The 16,168-nt window shown below is 64.3% G+C and carries 12 protein-coding genes and 2 rRNA genes; 8 read left to right on the top strand and 6 right to left on the bottom strand.

From position 1 onward, the window contains the following. Positions 1-271: 271 nt before the first annotated feature. From FBY36_RS13865 to FBY36_RS13875, 3 genes are all read left to right on the top strand, one after another. Positions 272-3,411: ribosomal RNA gene (locus FBY36_RS13865) — 23S ribosomal RNA — on the top strand. Between the two features lie 162 nt (positions 3,412-3,573). After that, positions 3,574-3,690 (top strand): 5S ribosomal RNA (gene rrf / locus FBY36_RS13870). 320 nt (positions 3,691-4,010) lie between these two features. Continuing rightward, a complete protein-coding gene (locus FBY36_RS13875; RefSeq protein ID WP_142120267.1) occupies positions 4,011-4,313 on the top strand; it encodes a hypothetical protein in 303 nt (100 codons plus the stop codon). On the opposite strand, the gene FBY36_RS13880 is transcribed toward FBY36_RS13875, so the two are convergent. Then, on the bottom strand, positions 4,301-4,942 hold the full coding sequence (locus FBY36_RS13880) for a hypothetical protein (RefSeq protein WP_235008836.1): 642 nt from the start codon (positions 4,940-4,942) through the stop codon (positions 4,301-4,303). The two genes, FBY36_RS13875 and FBY36_RS13880, sit on opposite strands and share 13 nt — an antisense overlap. Before the next feature lie 256 nt (positions 4,943-5,198). Between FBY36_RS13880 and FBY36_RS13885 the strand changes: the two genes are divergently transcribed. The 3 genes from FBY36_RS13885 to ppsA all read left to right on the top strand — a co-directional run bounded on the left by FBY36_RS13885 (position 5,199) and on the right by ppsA (position 9,427). Next, positions 5,199-6,008, top strand: a complete 810-nt coding sequence (locus FBY36_RS13885; RefSeq protein WP_142120268.1) for a slipin family protein — start codon at positions 5,199-5,201, stop codon at positions 6,006-6,008. Positions 6,009-6,049: 41 nt separating this feature from the next. Further along, a complete protein-coding gene (locus tag FBY36_RS13890; RefSeq protein ID WP_142120270.1) occupies positions 6,050-6,868 on the top strand; it encodes a pyruvate, water dikinase regulatory protein in 819 nt (272 codons plus the stop codon). Positions 6,869-7,012: 144 nt separating this feature from the next. Further along, complete coding sequence (gene ppsA / locus FBY36_RS13895) at positions 7,013-9,427, top strand: phosphoenolpyruvate synthase (protein WP_142120272.1); 2,415 nt, start codon at positions 7,013-7,015, stop codon at positions 9,425-9,427. A gap of 66 nt (positions 9,428-9,493) precedes the next feature. On the opposite strand, the gene FBY36_RS13900 is transcribed toward ppsA, so the two are convergent. Continuing rightward, a complete protein-coding gene (locus FBY36_RS13900) occupies positions 9,494-9,928 on the bottom strand; it encodes a nuclear transport factor 2 family protein (RefSeq protein WP_142120274.1) in 435 nt (144 codons plus the stop codon). A gap of 167 nt (positions 9,929-10,095) precedes the next feature. Here FBY36_RS13900 and FBY36_RS13905 point away from each other — a divergent pair, with 167 nt between their 5' ends. Beyond that, complete coding sequence (locus tag FBY36_RS13905) at positions 10,096-11,145, top strand: response regulator transcription factor (protein ID WP_142120276.1); 1,050 nt, start codon at positions 10,096-10,098, stop codon at positions 11,143-11,145. 21 nt (positions 11,146-11,166) lie between these two features. On the opposite strand, the gene FBY36_RS13910 is transcribed toward FBY36_RS13905, so the two are convergent. The 3 genes from FBY36_RS13910 to FBY36_RS13920 form a co-directional block, all read right to left on the bottom strand. Continuing rightward, positions 11,167-11,850: a hypothetical protein gene (locus tag FBY36_RS13910; RefSeq protein ID WP_142120278.1), complete on the bottom strand. Its 684-nt coding sequence runs from the start codon at positions 11,848-11,850 to the stop codon at positions 11,167-11,169. Positions 11,851-11,910: 60 nt separating this feature from the next. Continuing rightward, entirely contained in the window at positions 11,911-12,648 is a 738-nt protein-coding gene (locus tag FBY36_RS13915) for a hypothetical protein (protein WP_142120279.1), read from the bottom strand. A gap of 87 nt (positions 12,649-12,735) precedes the next feature. Beyond that, positions 12,736-13,626, bottom strand: a complete 891-nt coding sequence (locus FBY36_RS13920; protein ID WP_142120281.1) for a potassium channel family protein — start codon at positions 13,624-13,626, stop codon at positions 12,736-12,738. Positions 13,627-13,749: 123 nt separating this feature from the next. Here FBY36_RS13920 and FBY36_RS13925 point away from each other — a divergent pair, with 123 nt between their 5' ends. Then, positions 13,750-14,250: a GNAT family N-acetyltransferase gene (locus tag FBY36_RS13925; RefSeq protein WP_142120283.1), complete on the top strand. Its 501-nt coding sequence runs from the start codon at positions 13,750-13,752 to the stop codon at positions 14,248-14,250. Positions 14,251-14,269: 19 nt separating this feature from the next. On the opposite strand, the gene FBY36_RS13930 is transcribed toward FBY36_RS13925, so the two are convergent. Beyond that, on the bottom strand, positions 14,270-15,961 hold the full coding sequence (locus tag FBY36_RS13930) for an FAD-binding dehydrogenase (RefSeq protein ID WP_142120284.1): 1,692 nt from the start codon (positions 15,959-15,961) through the stop codon (positions 14,270-14,272). Positions 15,962-16,168 lie beyond the last annotated feature (207 nt).

The following is a 16,168-nucleotide window of genomic DNA, read 5'->3' on the forward strand; positions in this document are numbered from 1 at the left end:
GGGTTTGTTCTCCTTGTGGGTTTGTTTGTTTCTGGTTTCCCTGCCATGACGCCTCCGCGCATGCTGGCTCCCTTTTGGGGGTTGTGTGTGGGGGTGTGTGGTGTGGGGTTGTTGTTTGAGAACTACATAGTGGACGCGAGCATCTTGTATAAGAAGCAATTTCCAAGATAATGAACCTGGATCTGGCTGTGTTGTTGATGCCCTTTTGGGGTGTTGGGAGCGTGGTTGGTTTTCATGGTTCTCTCGAGTGTTTTTTGTTTTTGATCTTTGTGGTCAAGTTTTTAAGAGCACACGGTGGATGCCTTGGCATTAGGAGCCGAAGAAGGACGTAGGAATCTGCGATAAGCCTGGGGGAGTCGATAACCGGACTGTGATCCCAGGGTGTCCGAATGGGGAAACCCCGCCAAGCGCGCGAGTGACTTGGTGACCCGTACCTGAACACATAGGGTGCGTGGGGGGAACGCGGGGAAGTGAAACATCTCAGTACCCGCAGGAAGAGAAAACAATAGTGATTCCGTTAGTAGTGGCGAGCGAACGCGGATCAGGCTAAACCGTTCCATGTGTGATAGCCGGCGGGCGTTGCATGGTCGGGGTTGTGGGACTTTCCGTACCAGTTCTGCCGGGCTGGTGGGGTGTGATGTGCGCGCATAGGTGAACGGTTTTGAAAGGCCGGCCAGAGAGGGTGTTAGTCCCGTAACCGTAATGTGTTTGTACCGCCTGTGAGAGTATCCCAAGTAGTACGGGGCCCGAGAAATCCCGTGCGAATCTGTCAGGACCACCTGATAAGCCTAAATACTCCCTAATGACCGATAGCGGACCAGTACCGTGAGGGAAAGGTGAAAAGTACCCCGGGAGGGGAGTGAAACAGTACCTGAAACCGTGTGCTTACAATCCGTCGGAGCCAGTCTGATTCTGGTGACGGCGTGCCTTTTGAAGAATGAGCCTGCGAGTTAGTGTTACGTCGCGAGGTTAACCCGTGTGGGGCAGCCGTAGCGAAAGCGAGTCTGAATAGGGCGTTGCAGTGGCGTGATCTAGACCCGAAGCGAAGTGATCTACCCATGGCCAGGTTGAAGCGACGGTAAGACGTCGTGGAGGACCGAACCCACTTCAGTTGAAAATGGAGGGGATGAGCTGTGGGTAGGGGTGAAAGGCCAATCAAACTTCGTGATAGCTGGTTCTCCCCGAAATGCATTTAGGTGCAGCGTTGCGTGTTTCTTGCTGGAGGTAGAGCTACTGGATGGCTAATGGGCCCTACAAGGTTACTGACGTCAGCCAAACTCCGAATGCCGGTAAGTGAGAGCGCAGCAGTGAGACTGTGGGGGATAAGCTTCATAGTCGAGAGGGAAACAGCCCAGACCACCAACTAAGGCCCCTAAGCGTGTGCTAAGTGGGAAAGGATGTGGAGTTGCCCAGACAACCAGGAGGTTGGCTTAGAAGCAGCCACCCTTAAAAGAGTGCGTAATAGCTCACTGGTCAAGTGATTCCGCGCCGACAATGTAGCGGGGCTCAAGTACACCGCCGAAGTTGTGGATTTCGGATTATAGCTAAGCTGCTTCCTTGTGGAGTTAGTTCAGGCGTCCGGAGTGGTAGGGGAGCGTCGTGTGGGCGGTGAAGTCGCGGTGTAAACCAGCGGTGGAGCCTACACGAGTGAGAATGCAGGCATGAGTAGCGAAAGACGGGTGAGAAACCCGTCCGCCGAATGATCAAGGGTTCCAGGGTCAAGCTAATCTGCCCTGGGTAAGTCGGGACCTAAGGCGAGGCCGACAGGCGTAGTCGATGGACAACGGGTTGATATTCCCGTACCGGCGAAAAACCGCCCATGCTGAGCGGGGGATACTAACTGCCCGAGACCTGCCCGATCACCCTTGTGGTGTGAGGGTTTTGGTGGAGCGCAGGACCTGATCCCGGGAGGCAAGCGTATTAACAGGTGTGACGCAGGAAGGTAGCCGAGCCGGGCGATGGTTGTCCCGGTCTAAGGATGTAGGGCGAGTGGTAGGCAAATCCGCCACTCACGAAGCCTGAGATCTGATGGGACCCCCGTTTGGGGGGATTTGGTGATCCTATGCTGCCGAGAAAAGCATCGACGCGAGGTTTTAGCCGCCCGTACCCCAAACCGACACAGGTGATCAGGTAGAGAATACCAAGGCGATCGAGAGAATTATGGTTAAGGAACTCGGCAAAATGCCCCCGTAACTTCGGGAGAAGGGGGGCCCCAACCTTGAACGGTACTAGCGACCGGGAGGGGATCGGGGCCGCAGAGACCAGGGGGAAGCGACTGTTTACTAAAAACACAGGTCCGTGCGAAGTCGCAAGACGATGTATACGGACTGACTCCTGCCCGGTGCTGGAAGGTTAAGAGGACCGGTTAGCCGCAAGGCGAAGCTGAGAATTTAAGCCCCAGTAAACGGCGGTGGTAACTATAACCATCCTAAGGTAGCGAAATTCCTTGTCGGGTAAGTTCCGACCTGCACGAATGGAGTAACGACTTCCCCGCTGTCTCAACCATAAACTCGGCGAAATTGCAGTACGAGTAAAGATGCTCGTTACGCGCAGCAGGACGGAAAGACCCCGAGACCTTTACTATAGTTTGGTATTGGTGTTCGGAGTGGCTTGTGTAGGATAGGTGGGAGACGTTGAAGCCCGGACGCCAGTTCGGGTGGAGTCATCGTTGAAATACCACTCTGGTCACTTTGGACATCTAACTTCGGCCCGTAATCCGGGTCAGGGACAGTGCCTGATGGGTAGTTTAACTGGGGCGGTTGCCTCCTAAAAAGTAACGGAGGCGCCCAAAGGTTCCCTCAGCCTGGTTGGCAATCAGGTGTCGAGTGTAAGTGCACAAGGGAGCTTGACTGTGAGAGAGACATCTCGAGCAGGGACGAAAGTCGGGACTAGTGATCCGGCGGTACATTGTGGAATGGCCGTCGCTCAACGGATAAAAGGTACCTCGGGGATAACAGGCTGATCTTGCCCAAGAGTCCATATCGACGGCATGGTTTGGCACCTCGATGTCGGCTCGTCGCATCCTGGGGCTGGAGTAGGTCCCAAGGGTTGGGCTGTTCGCCCATTAAAGCGGTACGCGAGCTGGGTTTAGAACGTCGTGAGACAGTTCGGTCCCTATCCGCTGCGCGCGCAGGAAATTTGAGAAGGGCTGTCCTTAGTACGAGAGGACCGGGACGGACGAACCTCTGGTGTGTCAGTTGTACTGCCAAGTGCACCGCTGATTAGCTACGTTCGGATGGGATAACCGCTGAAAGCATCTAAGCGGGAAGCTCGCTTCAAGATGAGATTTCCATACACATTTATGTGTGAGAGGCCCCCAGCCAGACCACTGGGTTGATAGGCCGGATGTGGAAGCGAGGACTAACGACTCGTGAAGCTGACCGGTACTAATAGGCCAACAACTTACACCACACAGATATATACAAACTCTGCTTGCGTCCACTATGTGGTTCCCAACCAACAACCCCCAACACCGGGGAATGGTTGAACGGAACCAACACAATTGAATAACAACACCACAATGTTGTAACCACACAAGTTTCCCACACCCACCAAGGTGTGCGGACAAAGGGTTACGGCGGTCATAGCGTGGGGGAAACGCCCGGTCCCATTCCGAACCCGGAAGCTAAGACCCACAGCGCCGATGGTACTGCACCCGGGAGGGTGTGGGAGAGTAGGTCACCGCCGGACACACATTGAGTAGGACCCTGACAAAGGAATGTCAGGGTCCTACTGCTTTAACCCGACATCCACCCAACAAACCCCCACACCGGCGCCCAGGCAAACCCGCAGGAACTGATGGGGCGTTACAGGAAACCTGCCAAAAGTGAGCGGGCGTCTCGGGGAAGGAACACCCGTCAAAGGGCAGTCACACTCCGTCCCGCGGGCGCCGGGTGTGCATCCGGGAGTATCGGCGCGTTAGTCTTGCTGCACCACGTGTGAAACGTGACCTGGGAGCAGCGGGCAGGGTTGTAATGAGCTGACCATCCGCCCCGAGCCCAAGGAAACCGATGCGCCAGCAGTCCACCACCTGCCCCTCAGACCCTGCACCGGCAGGAGAACCCAGCACGCTTCGGCCCCGGAGGAAGCGGACCAGGCATCCACGGCTGGCGGTGGGGGACCGGGTCCGGTTCGCCGAAGGAACATTGGCCGGCACGGGCGTGGTGGATGCCGTCACGTCCGACTACTCCATCATCTGGGTGTGGACGGACGAAGGCCAGGGCCGCCGGATGTTCCTGCAGGGTTACGGAAGCATCGTGTCCGGGCTGCCACACGAATCCGCGGCCGCGGACGAGGACATTTACAGCAGCTGAACGTCCTCCTCAGGCCAGTACTCCTGAATGCCGGCAGCGGCGTCCCGCAGCCGCCCGCCGTCGAGCGTTACCGAGGTTTCCGCCAGGCCGAAGTCCGTCCACTGCGCAACCAGCCGGAGGTCGCCGGCAGGGGGAAGGGGCCACAGCCAGAGCGTCCCGGTGCCCGAGAACTCGTCCTCGCCGCCGCTGCCGCCGCCATTGTTCAGCGCCAGGACGGGTGGCTCCGGCTGCTGGTCACGTTCAATGAAGACGTGGGGCCCCAGAGCGCCGGTGCTGGCTGTGGAACCATCGGGGAACTGGACGCCGAACATCAGGCCGGTCTGCTGCCCACTGCCGCGGCGGATGCCCATCCCCGGCTGGAAGAACAGGTGCTGAAGGTCGGCCCAGTCCTCGTCGGATTGACTGCTGCGGCGGAAGAGCCAGGACAGGCTGAATACGCAGCCGGTGGAGAATACGTCCGCGCTCTTGATTGCCAGCACCATCCCCGGGGTCCGGGAGACAAACATGCCCACGTGCACCACGGCCGGCAGTTCGTAGGCCGGAGCGGCGGCCCAGGGCGGCGGGACGTACCGCTGTGAGCGCGGCCGGGGTGGCAGGGGAGGGACGGGAAAGTCCTGGAAGAACGTCATGATGGTCCTTGGGTCCGCTGGCTGCGACCGACCAGTGGAACGGCGGCAGCGCCGCCGTGGATCCCCCAATCCGTCCTTACCGGGCCAGTCTAGCCCTCCGTGTTTGCGTGCCGGCCGTTTGACGTTCGGGACCGGGACGGGGGCGACTCGCCCAGGGAGGACTGCCGCCGTTGGTGGGAGAATGGACCCAGGACAACTGCCACGGGGCCGGCCCGGCACCGGCATGTCCGGCTCAGCTAAATAGGAGGGGATCCTGATGGACCCCACCATTATTGTTCTCGTCGTTCTCGTCGTCCTGCTGCTCATCGTGGCGAAAATGGCCATCCGGATCGTACGCCAATATGAGAAGGGCGTGCTCTTCCGGCTTGGCAGGGTGGTGGGCATCCGGGATCCTGGCCTGCGGCTGATCATCCCGGTCATTGACCGGCTGCCGCTGGTCAGCCTGCGGATCGTCACCATGCCCATCCAGTCTCAAGGCATCATCACCCAGGACAACGTGAGCGTGGACGTGTCCGCGGTTGCCTATTACCGGGTTGTGGACGCCGTGAAGTCCGTCATCGCAATCGAAAATGTGGCCGCGGCGATTGACCAGATAGCCCAGACCACATTGCGCAAGGTCGTGGGCCGCCACACGCTGGACCAGACCCTGTCCGAGACCGAACGGATCAACGTCGACATCCGTGAAATCCTTGATGTTCTGACGGTCGAATGGGGTGTGGAGGTAACCCTGGTGGAATTGAAGGACATCCAGCTGCCCGAAAGTATGAAGCGCGCCATGGCCCGCCAGGCTGAGGCGGAGCGTGAAAAGAGGGCGAAGATCATCGCCGCCGAAGGCGAAGCCATCGCCGCTGCAGCCCTTGGTGACGCCTCCGACACCATGATGGCCCACCCGCTGGCGCTGCAGCTGCGCAACCTGCAGTCCCTGGTTGAAATCGGCGTCGACAAGAACACCACCGTGGTCTTCCCGGCCCCGCTCATGAGCACCATCGGCGAGCTCTCAGCATTCCTGGCCCGCGAAAGCCAGGCCGCGGCCTCCGGCGGCAAATCACCGGTGAAGGCGGCCTGACCCGTACAAGCCCAGCACCAGGAGGACGCTAAGGTCATTTCATGACCACTGCTGCTCTACGTCCTGTCTACTTCCTGTCGGACAGTACCGGCATCACCGCGGAAACCCTGGGGAATACGCTGCTGACGCAGTTCCCGGTGGACAACTTTGACCGCGTCACCATTCCGTTTATTACCACCCCCGAACAGGCGCGGTCAGTGGTGCGCACCATTGACGGCCTGGCCGCCGCCGGACCCCGGCCCCTGGTGTTTTCCACCGCGGTCAACGGCGAGATCCGGCAGATCCTGGCCGGCTGCAACGCTGTGATCGTGGATCTGATCGGCACCCACGTGGGCGTCCTTGAACAGGCTCTGGGCACACCCGCGAGTGGAGAGCCGGGCCGGGCGCACGGGCTGGGGAACGCCGCGCGCTACCAGTCCCGGATGGCCGCTGTCGAATATGCCATGGAGCACGACGACGGGCAGAGCCTGCGTGCGCTGGAGAAGGCCCAGGTGATCCTGGTGGCCCCGTCGCGCTGTGGGAAAACGCCCACCACCATGTACCTGGCGCTGCAGCACGGGATCTTCGCCGCCAACTTCCCGCTGGTGGATGAGGACTTCCAGCGGGACGGGCTGCCCAAACCGCTGCGGCCTTTCGTGTCCAAGTGTTTCGGCCTGTCCTCCAACCCGCTGCGCCTGAGCCAGATCCGTACGGAACGGCGGCCAAGTTCGCCGTACGCGTCCCTGCGCCAGTGCGGGTTTGAGCTGCGCAGCGCCGAGCAGCTGTACGTTTCGCACCGGATTCCCTACCTGAACTCCGCCACCGTCTCGGTGGAGGAAATGGCCGCCACCATCCTGCAGCGGATGAACCTCAAGCACTAGTGGTTGTTTCACAAACGTGGTGTGGACCACATCATGTGGAAAGTACGCTGCAGACCTGAAACTGTTAGCAGGGTTTTTCTTCCGGCCGGCACTACCGTGGCGGCCGGCATTGCCTACGCCACCCACTGCAAAGGAGCAGCAATTATGACGACAGACGTTCTGTGGTTCTCTGAACTTGGACTTAAGGACCTGGACAAGGTGGGCGGCAAGAACGCCTCCCTGGGCGAGATGGTGCAGAACCTCACCTCCGCCGGCGTCCAGGTCCCGGACGGCTTCGCCACCACGGCAGACGCCTACCGCCGGTTCCTGGCCGATTCGGGCCTGGACCAGAAGATCGCCGACCGGCTCGTCGGACTGGACACCGATGACGTGACGGCCCTGGCCTCGGCCGGCCAGGAAATCCGCGCCCTGGTCCGGGACACCCCGTTCCTGCCCGACTTTGAGGCACAGGTCCGCGAGGCGTACCAGCAGCTGGTGGACAAGCACGCTGGCTCCGCCGACCTGTCCTGGGCGGTTCGGTCCAGCGCCACGGCGGAGGACCTTCCCGATGCCTCGTTCGCCGGGCAGCAGGAGACGTTCCTGAACGTCCGCGGGATCGAGAACATCCTGCAGGCCATCAAGGACGTCTTCGCGTCGCTTTACAACGACCGCGCCATCGCCTACCGGGTGCACCACAAGTTCGAACACGCCGACGTGGCACTCTCGGCGGGCATCCAGCGCATGGTGCGCTCCGACGTCGGCGCTTCCGGCGTCATGTTCACCATGGACACCGAATCCGGCTTCCAGGACGCCGTCTTCGTCACCTCCTCCTACGGGCTGGGCGAAGCGGTGGTGCAGGGCGCTGTGAACCCGGATGAGTTCTACGTGTACAAGCCCGCCCTGGAGGCAGGCCGTCCGGCGATCCTCAAGCGCGGCCTGGGCGAGAAGGCCCTGCAGATGACGTACACCAACAACAGCGAGATCGGCCGCACCATCGACTTCGTGCCGGTGGAGGCTTCCCTGCGGTCGCGCTTCAGCCTGACGGACGACGACGTTGAGCAGCTTGCACGCCACGCCATCGCCATTGAGAAGCATTACGGGCGTCCGATGGACATTGAGTGGGGCAAGGACGGCATTGACGGGGGCCTGTACATCCTGCAGGCCCGCCCGGAAACCGTGCAGTCCCGCCGCGCTCCGGGCAGCCAGAGCCGCTTCCGCCTGAACGCCACTGGCCCTGTACTGGTGGAAGGCCGCGCCATCGGCCAGCGGATCGGCGCCGGCAAGGTCCGGATCCTCACTGCGATCGACCAGATGGCCTCGTTCCAGACCGGCGACGTGCTGGTGGCGGACATGACCGACCCCGACTGGGAACCGATCATGAAGCGCGCCTCCGCCATCGTCACCAACCGCGGCGGACGCACGTGCCACGCGGCCATCATTGCCCGCGAACTGGGGATCCCCGCCGTCGTCGGCACAGGCAACGCCACCGACGCGCTCTCCGACGGCCAGGAAGTCACCGTGTCCTGCGCCGACGGCGAGACCGGGAGCATCTACGAGGGCCTGCTGGACTTCAGTGTGGAGGAGACCGGCGTCACCCAGCTGCCCGAGGCGCCGGTGAAGGTCATGATGAACGTGGGCACCCCGGAACAGGCCTTCACCTTCGCGCAGCTGCCCAACCACGGCGTGGGCCTGGCCCGGCTGGAGTTCATCATCAACCGGCAGATCGGCATCCACCCCAAGGCCCTGCTGAACCTGGACAGCCAGCCGGAGGACGTGGCCGCCGAAATCCGGGAACGGATCAGCGCCTACAGCAGCCCGCGCGACTACTACATCAAGCGCCTGGCCGAGGGCGTGGCCACCATCGCCGCCGCGTTTGCGCCGGAACCGGTGATCGTCCGCATGTCCGACTTCAAGTCCAACGAGTACGCCAACCTGATCGGCGGCCCGGCCTACGAGCCGCACGAAGAGAACCCGATGATCGGTTTCCGTGGCGCGTCCCGTTACCTGGAGCCGTCCTTCCGGGACTGCTTCGACCTTGAATGCGAGGCGCTGTCCTTCGTGCGCAACGAGATGGGCCTGACGAACGTCAAGCTCATGATCCCGTTCGTGCGGACCCTGGACGAGGCGCGGGGCGTCATCGACCTGCTTGCCGAGAACGGGCTCCGCCGCGGCGAGAACGGCCTTGAGGTGATTATGATGTGCGAGCTTCCGTCCAACGCGCTCCTGGCCGACGAGTTCCTGGAATTCTTTGACGGCTTCTCCATCGGCTCCAACGACATGACCCAGCTGACCCTTGGCCTGGACCGGGACTCGGCCATCGTGGCCAACAGCTTCGATGAGCGGGACGCGGCCGTGAAGAAGCTGCTCAGCATGGCCATCAAGGCCTGCCGGGCGCGCGAAAAGTACGTGGGCATCTGCGGCCAGGGCCCCAGCGACCACCCCGACTTCGCCGAGTGGCTGGTGAAGGAAGGCGTCAACTCCATCTCCCTGAACCCGGACACCGTGGTGGACACCTGGCTCCGGCTTGCCGGGGTATCAGAGGATGCGTCCGACGTCGTGGAGGTTGCCGCTGCCGTCTGACCGGTAACGCTGCTGCTTTAGGGGGCGGCTCCGCCACGGCCTAGCGGGTCGTGGCGGAGCTGCCCCTCACTGTTTGGACAATTCAGGAAGCAGCCCCAGCTGGCCAAGAAGCTCCAGCTGGTCGAAATAGGCGTGATGGGTGCTGACCAGGCCTGCGTCCACCGTGGCGACGTCGCAGCTTCGCACCCGGACCCGCCTGCCGGTGGGCGGCAGCGTCCCGCCGGTGGGCCGGCTCAACGGCCCGGTGTTCGTGCCCGCCACGAAGCCCTCGATGATCACCACGTTCCCCGCCTCGTGAGTGGCCAACTGTTCATACCTGACGTCCGGCATCGCCTCCCAGAAGTGGAAGAAGTAGTTGGTGATCGCTTCACGGCCCGCGACCTCGCCTTGGTCAGGGGTCTGGATCACGGCGTCAGCGGCATAGCAGCCTGCCAAGGCGTCCCGGTCCTTTGTATCCATGGCCGTCATCAGCCGATCCATGACCTCGCGTGCCTGTCCCATTGCAGCCTCCCTTGGTACGTCAACGCCGATCCGGGTGCGGCGCCCATGCAAGAAAAGTACGACGGCGCCAGCCACCGCCGCGATCCCCCCACCAGGGGTTTCAGCGGGCTGAAAAAACCCCCGAAATGGGGGATTGCCGCACCGGCCGGCGGGACGATACTGGAGGTATGTGGGAGGAGCGCGCGGAGCGTGCCCGGCGGGAGATCGCGGCCATGGCAGCCGCCGGGATGGACTTGGCCGACCTCTACACCTCCGCGCTCGCCGTCGTGCAGCGGGAGGTGCCGTTCGCGCAGGGGTGCTGGGCCGGCGTCGACCCCGACTCGATGGCGATGACCTCCATTACCAACTGGCAGCCGTGGCCGGTGGGCGGGCACCAGTTTGAGGAGTACTTCCTCCGTTTTGCCCAGTCCGAGTACTCGGGCCGGGAACCCAACACCTTCATGGAGCTGCTGCGGCGGACGCACCCCATCGCCAGGATTTCGGATGCGCCGCACCGGGAGGTGGTCCGTAGTATCCGGATCAACGACCTGCTCAAGCCGCTGGGCCTTGACCATGAGTTGCGTGCCGCGTTCCGGGTGGATGACCTGTGCTGGGGCGTGGGGAGCATTTTCCGCGAAGGCGGCCGCGACTTCACCGACCGGGAGGTGGAATTCCTGGGCGCGGTCACGGCCACCCTGGCTTCGGCCACCAGGGCCGCTGTCCGCGTGGCGCACCCGGCGGGACCGGCCGCCGTCGGCCCTGTCATTGTCCTGGCCGGGCTGCACGGCGACCTGCGCGCGGCCACGCCCGCCGCAGCCTCCTGGCTCGCCACGGTGGAGGATGCCGCGCCCGGCCGCTTCAACCAGACGCTCTATGCGGTGGTGGCACAGGCGCACGCGGCCGCATCGGGGACGGCGCGGGCCAGGATGCGCGACGCCGCGAACAATTGGGTGGTGCTGCAGGCCAGCCGCCTGATCACCGGCGATGACCCCGACCAGATGGTGGTCAGCGTGGAACCGGCAACCACCCACGATCTCGTGGCCCTGCTGCTGATGGCGTTCGGCGTCACCGCGCGGGAACGGGACGTCTGCCTGGAGGTACTGGCCGGAAGTTCAACGGCGGAGATCGCCGGGCACCTGTTCATCTCCCCGCACACGGTGCACGACCACCTGAAGTCTCTCTTCGAAAAGGTGGGCGTCGGCAGCCGGGGCGAGCTGGTGGCCAGGCTCACCGCATGACTGGCACTGACTGAGCGTGTCCTACAGCCGGACACCGTCGTTCACCTGCCTCTGCGCAAAATGGAGCGGCGTCCTGGTGGCCCAGTAGCCGATCATCAGTCCGGCAACGGTGGCGCCCCCGGCGTAGGTGAACAGCGACGTCCAGGACCCGGGCTGGTTGGGAAGGGTTATGGCCGGGACGACGGCGGCCACGGCCAGGAAGATCTCCAGGGCCGGACGCAGGGGGTTTTCCCTGTAATACGGGTGGGCGGCACGGACCAGGCTGATCACCGGAAGGAGGAGCACGGCAGGTGCGAAGAGGAACAGGTAGAAGCCTGTCAGCACCAGGACCAGGGAGCCCACAACCAGCAATCCCAGGAACGTGAGGATCCGGGTTGTGGGCAGTCTCCCTTCTGTGGGCCACCGGGCGAGCAGCACAACCCAGCCCGGGAGCCCCAGCAGCCACAGCCCGCACCAGAAGCCGGTCCCCAGAAGCGCAAGGAGCGCCAGCACCACGCCCGGCAGCAGGAATGCCGCAGTTTGCGCCGGCGACGGCCACTTCCCGGCGGGGCCGAAGATGCAGATGCCCATCAGAAGGTAGGCCGCGCAATACACCGGCGCCAACGCGTCCGCCGGACCCCAGGACAGCCCGAACAGCAGGACCGTCATGGCGATCACCATGATGCACACCGCGGCGAACGTCCAGGGGCGGCCTTCGCGTGTCATGGTCCACACCCTACCCCGGTGCCGGTGCGACCCCGGCGGTCGACGGCGAAGCCCGGCGGCTTAGGCCGTCTTGCGGGCGGTGGCCGGAAGATGCTGCGCGGGGTCGAACTGGTCGAAGGACGATGCGCCGATCACGAAGATGCCCCGCTGGGGGATCCAGAAGTCGCCCAGCCTTGTCTGGTCAGGCAGCGGCTTGGGGCTGCCGAAGTCCTCCCCTGCGAGCATCGCGGAGCTTCGGGAGATGAACCACATGCGCCTGGGTTTGGCCCGGAAACCCTGCCGGTTGGGCACGCTGCCTTCCAGCCCCAGCCGGCCCGCGCTGAGCATCGGCCCGGCGGTTGAGCCCATGGCCTTCAGGAACGCCTTGCTGGACAGGAGCGTGTTGGGCAGCGCCGTCATGACCGCGCTCATGGCACCGGTCAGTGGTGTGGCCTCCAGCTCAACCTTCCACGTCAGGTCCACGTCCCCGGCGATGGACACGGTGAAGGCATTGTCCGCGCTCCAATCAACGCTCATCTGGCACTGGATTGCGCCCTCCAGGGCAGACCCGAAGTAGCGGGCGCAGGACACTTCGGGAGCTGTGTCCGCGTAGATGGTCCAGGAACCGGCGGGCCGGCGCAGCCACACGGACGTGTAGCCGGGGCCGACGCTGGTGACGGGGAAGCGGCGCAGGGCCAGGACGTAGCCGGAACTGAACGGCAGGCCCATCACGCCGTAGCCGGAAAACTGCTCATCGCCTCCCGGCCCAAGTGCGGCATCCCGTTCAGCGTCAATAACCTGCGCCCGGATGCTCTTCATGGCTTCCCGCCTCCGCCTGGATGGTGGGCTGAGTCTACGCCCGGGCCACCGGAGCTACAACGGAAACCCGGGCCCGGAGGGCATGGGCTATGGCCGCGGTTCCGGGGAGCGCCGGTGCCGGTGGTGGAGCTCGTAGTGGTCGAACACGTCCGAGGAGGTGCTTCCCACATGGCCGAACTTTCCCCGCAGGACTTCGGCCAGGTCCTCCAGCGCCGCGTAGAGCATCCGCCCGGCGAACCGAAGCTCAGGGTTGTCGCTGCCCTGGGCGTCCGACGCCAGCTGGTGGGCGTAGGCGATGGTGGCGGGAAGCGAGCCGCGCTGCTCCACCTCGTGGAAGTAATAGCTCTCGTGGAAGGAAAGAAGATCAATGCTGACGGACGCTACGTTTTCCGCCATCGATTCCAGCAGCCCAGCCGCATGCCGGGCCTCCAGCGAGGCGATCCCGGACGGTCCTGCCGCTTCCCGGAACAGGTTCAACTGGTGGGCGAGCGCGCGCCGGCGGCTCAGGGCGGGATAGGTCTGCAGGATCCACGAGACCGTGGCGGTCAGCAGGCCAAAACCGGCCACGGCCTGGAACGCCATTACCAGCCGGAGCAGCGGGTGCGTGGCCACGATCTCGCCAAATCCCGCGGTAGAGAGGGCCACCAGCGAAATGTACAGTGCCTCGGCAAAGTCAGCCTGCTGGGGCACATCCGCTGAGTAGGAGAACCCGTCGGTCAAATGGGGGAGGTACAGCAGCGCCCACCCCACAGCAGCCAGGGCGGCCCACGCGGCGATGACGGCCGCCATCGCCAGCGGCGCGGCCACCGAAGAGGCCCCGCCCCTGAGCTTCCTGGACAGCAGCCAGAACCCGCGCATGATGGTCCGGCCCACCGGACCCGAGCCGTGGGGGTACAGCAGGGTATGGAACACGTCGGCGACCATCAGCAGAATCAGCGCGGAGCCAACCGCCGTCAGGAGCGCGTCCTCAAAGGTCATGCCTCATCTTAAGTGCCCTGGACCGCAGCCTAAGTGCGCAGGACCTTTGGCCGAGGGGTGGGGCATGGCGGAGGGTACGACGGCGGCGCACGGCTTGGGAGCGTCACTGGTTAGGCTGGCGGAATGGACTTTCAGCTTCGCCAGGCCACGCCCGAGGACGCGGAGGCGGTGGTGCTCATGCAGACGCAGGCGCACGAGGAGTGCTACCCGCACCTGCTTTCAGCGGAATTCTTCCGCCGCCGGAGGGCCAGCGTCCCGGAACGGGTGGAGCGCCGGCGTACGTTCCTGGCCACCGACCAGCCGCGGATCCTCGCCCTGGACGCCAACAACCAGGTTGTGGGCTACGCGGACGCGGGGCCGGGCCGGGATGATGACTCTCCTGAAGCGCTCGAACTCTACTCGATCTACACCCTCCGGCACACCTATGGGACGGGCCTGGGGGCAGCGCTGGTGAGTGCCGCCGTCGGCTCCGGCCCGGCCTATCTTTGGGTGGTGGAGGACAATCCCCGCGCCCTGGCCTTCTACATGAAGCAGGGGTTCCGGCCCGACGGCAAGCACAACACCCTTCCGCCCGAGTGGGAGGCGCTGCCGGAATTCCGGCTGGTCCGGCGCGGCCAGCACTAGCCTTTCGGACGAACCCTGTTTACAGTGTGCGGGCCAGGGCCCGGCCCACGGTCAGGCCGGTAAAGAGGCAGCCGCCCAGAAACGTCCCTTCCAGCGCGTTGTAGCCGTGCGCGCCGCCGCCACCGAAGCCGGCAGCTTCACCGGCGGCGTACAGGCCAGGAATGGGAACGCCGTCATGACCGAGGGCCTGTCCGGACAGGTTGGTCTGGATGCCGCCGAGGGTCTTACGCGTGACCACGTGCAGCCGGACGGCAATCAGCGGACCGGCTGCGGGGTCCAGGATCCGGTGCGGCTTCACTGTGCGGAACAGCCTGTCGCCGAGGTAGCGGCGGCTGTTGCGGATACCGGCGACCTGGATGTCCTTGGAATAGGGGTTGCGGATCTCGGCGTCGCGCTCCTCGATCTGCCGCCGGATCAGTGCCTCATCCAGCAGCGGCACGTCCAACAGAGGCTCGTCGGTCAGCGCGTTCATTCCGCGAACCAGTTCCGCCAGGTTGTCCGCCACCACGAAGTCCGCACCTCGCTCCTTGAAGGCTTCGATGGGGGCGCCGGCGCCGCGGCCCAGCCGGGTCCGGAGCAGCAGCTTGAGGTCACGGTTGGTGATGTCCGGGTTTTGCTCCGAGCCGGAGAGGGCGAATTCTTTTTCGATGATGCGCTGGTTGAGGATGAACCAGGAATGGCTGTACTGCTGGAGCCCGGGGGTGGTCCGGAGGAGGCGGAGGGTGCCCAGGGTGTCGTAGCCCGGCAGGCCGGGGGAGGGGAGCCGCCGGCCCAGCGCGTCGAACCAGAGCGGCGACGGGCCAGGCAGGATCCGGATGGCATGGTCCGGCCAGATCGGGTTCCAGTTCTGGATGCCCTCTGTGTAGTGCCACATGCGGTCGCGGTTCACCAGCCGGACGCCCGACTCATCAGCGATGTCCAGCATCCGCCCGTCCACGTGCTGCGGCACCCCGGTGACCATCTTCTGCGGCGGCGTCCCCAGCCGGTCAGGCCACCAGCGCCGCACCTGCTCGTGGCTGCCGCCGATCCCGCCGGACGCGACCACGACGGCCTGCGCCCGCAGCTCGAACCCGCCCACCATATTCCGGTTGGAGGACACACCCCGCGGGGAACCATCAGGCGCCAGCACCACGCCCCGCACGCCGGTGACCGTGCCGCCGTCGTACATCAAAGCGTCTACCCGGTGCCTGAAGAAAAACCGGACGCTGCCCGCCGAAGCAGCCTCCCGGGCCTTGTCCGCAAACGGCTCCGACACGCCGGTGCCGGTGCCCCACGGGACGTGGAAACGGGGGACCGAGTTGCCGTGGCCGCCGGCCCGGCCGTCGCCCCGCTCGGCCCAGCCCACCAGCGGCGTGAACCGGATGCCCTGTTCCCGCAGCCACGCGCGCTTCTCGCCGGCGGCGAACTCCACATAGGCGCGGCCCCACTGCTGCGCCCACTCGTCCTCGGGGTGCGGCCCGGACAGCCGGTCCCACTGCGCGGAACCCTGCCAGTCCTGCCATGCCAGCTCGAAGGAATCCTTAACGCCCAGGCGCCGCTGCATGGGAGTGTCCACCAGGAAGAGCCCGCCCAGGGACCAGAAGGCCTGCCCGCCCAGGTTTGCCGCGTTCTCCTGCTCGACGATGGCCACGCGCTTGCCGGCACGGACCAGTTCATTGCTTGCGACCAGCCCGGCCAGCCCGCCGCCGATGATGATGACGTCCGCGTCCATGCCATACCTGCCCGGGGTTCGAAGCTGCTGTGAATACTGGCCCAAGCTATCGCACGGCTGGGCGTGCCTGTAGCCGCCTGGCCGCGCCCGTTTGTCGCGCTGGGGTGTCAGGATTTTCCCGACTCCGCCGCCAAAACTGGTCCAGTCTGTGCGCCTGGCGTCACGCTGAGCATGCTTTCATGGCAATGCACGACGGCGGGCCCCGGG

It is taken from the genome of Arthrobacter sp. SLBN-122, assembly GCF_006715165.1.
GTDB lineage: Bacteria > Actinomycetota > Actinomycetes > Actinomycetales > Micrococcaceae > Arthrobacter.

Bases quoted from the DNA above. Each gene is read 5' to 3' on its own strand.
- FBY36_RS13925 (WP_142120283.1), top strand. From the start codon at position 13,750: ATGGACTTTCAGCTTCGCCAGGCCACGCCCGAGGACGCGGAGGCGGTG.
- FBY36_RS13920 (WP_142120281.1), bottom strand. From the start codon at position 13,626: ATGACCTTTGAGGACGCGCTCCTGACGGCGGTTGGCTCCGCGCTGATT.
- ppsA (WP_142120272.1), top strand. From the start codon at position 7,013: ATGACGACAGACGTTCTGTGGTTCTCTGAACTTGGACTTAAGGACCTG.
- FBY36_RS13890 (WP_142120270.1), top strand. From the start codon at position 6,050: ATGACCACTGCTGCTCTACGTCCTGTCTACTTCCTGTCGGACAGTACC.
- FBY36_RS13880 (WP_235008836.1), bottom strand. From the start codon at position 4,942: ATGACGTTCTTCCAGGACTTTCCCGTCCCTCCCCTGCCACCCCGGCCG.
- FBY36_RS13910 (WP_142120278.1), bottom strand. From the start codon at position 11,850: ATGACACGCGAAGGCCGCCCCTGGACGTTCGCCGCGGTGTGCATCATG.
- FBY36_RS13905 (WP_142120276.1), top strand. From the start codon at position 10,096: ATGTGGGAGGAGCGCGCGGAGCGTGCCCGGCGGGAGATCGCGGCCATG.
- FBY36_RS13900 (WP_142120274.1), bottom strand. From the start codon at position 9,928: ATGGGACAGGCACGCGAGGTCATGGATCGGCTGATGACGGCCATGGAT.
- FBY36_RS13915 (WP_142120279.1), bottom strand. From the start codon at position 12,648: ATGAAGAGCATCCGGGCGCAGGTTATTGACGCTGAACGGGATGCCGCA.
- FBY36_RS13885 (WP_142120268.1), top strand. From the start codon at position 5,199: ATGGACCCCACCATTATTGTTCTCGTCGTTCTCGTCGTCCTGCTGCTC.
- FBY36_RS13875 (WP_142120267.1), top strand. From the start codon at position 4,011: ATGCGCCAGCAGTCCACCACCTGCCCCTCAGACCCTGCACCGGCAGGA.
- FBY36_RS13930 (WP_142120284.1), bottom strand. From the start codon at position 15,961: ATGGACGCGGACGTCATCATCATCGGCGGCGGGCTGGCCGGGCTGGTC.